General features: G+C 74.1%; 1 protein-coding gene. It reads left to right on the top strand.

What is annotated here, in order from left to right:
- A partial coding sequence (locus tag MXD58_RS25780; protein ID WP_250610305.1) for a GAF domain-containing protein occupies positions 1 to 713 on the top strand: 713 nt, incomplete at its 5' end.
- Positions 714 to 888: the final 175 nt, after the last annotated feature.

The following is an 888-nucleotide window of genomic DNA, read 5'->3' as shown; positions in this document are numbered from 1 at the left end:
ACCCGGTGCGCTGCCTCGCCGCGGCGCCGCTGCGGACGCCCCGCGGCCAGGTGCTCGGCGCGCTTCTCGTCGCCGACCCGCTGCCCCGCCGGCTGACCGATGCTCAGCGCGAGGGGCTGCGCAGCCTCGCGGGTCACGCGATGCGGCTGCTCGAAGCCCGCCAGGAGCGTCTCATGACGGAGGAGATCAGCGGCGCGCTGCAGACCCTCGACGGTTTCTGGCAGTCCAGTGACCTGCCGGCTGCCGCGGACATCACCGCGGCGGTCGTCCGCTCGCTCACCGGCGCGGACGCCGTCGCGGTGATGCTCGCGCCGATGCCGGGCTCGACGGTGTTCCGGGCGGCCGGTTCCTCCGTGGCCCCGGACGTCGAGCCCGTGACGGAGATCGGGATCCGCGCCAACCTCGACGACGACGCGGCGCTGCGCGCCCTGCCCAGGCTGCGGGCCCCGACCTTCATCCCGGACGTCGCCGGCACGCCGCTCATCCCCGCCGGGCGGGCGCGGCAGCTGAACATCCGCTCGGCCCTGGTCGTGCCGCTCTCCGGCGGGGGAGAGTTCATCGGCATGATCGCGGTGCGCTGGACGTCTCCCATGGAACACCTCGAACCGCAGGTGCTGCGAGCCGTGACCCTGTTCTCCACGCCGGCGTGCCACACGCTGCACCGACTCCAGGCATCCCGCCAGCAGCCCGCGGCACCCGACACCGCGCCCTGAGAGCCTCGCGGCCCGCGTGTGCGCGGGACGCGACGCCGTCTAGCAGGCTGGTGGCGTCGGGGACGGCGTGGTTCCCGCCGGTGGCGTCGGGCAGCCGCTCGGGTTGGTCGTGGTGACGGGTCCGCGCATGCGCGGCCATGCAAGGAGTGACCTGATGACACAGATCGCATTCGCA

It is taken from the genome of Frankia sp. AgKG'84/4 (genome assembly GCF_023242965.2).
Lineage (GTDB): Bacteria > Actinomycetota > Actinomycetes > Frankiales > Frankiaceae > Frankia.
This window is presented reverse-complemented; position numbering and strand designations above follow the sequence as displayed.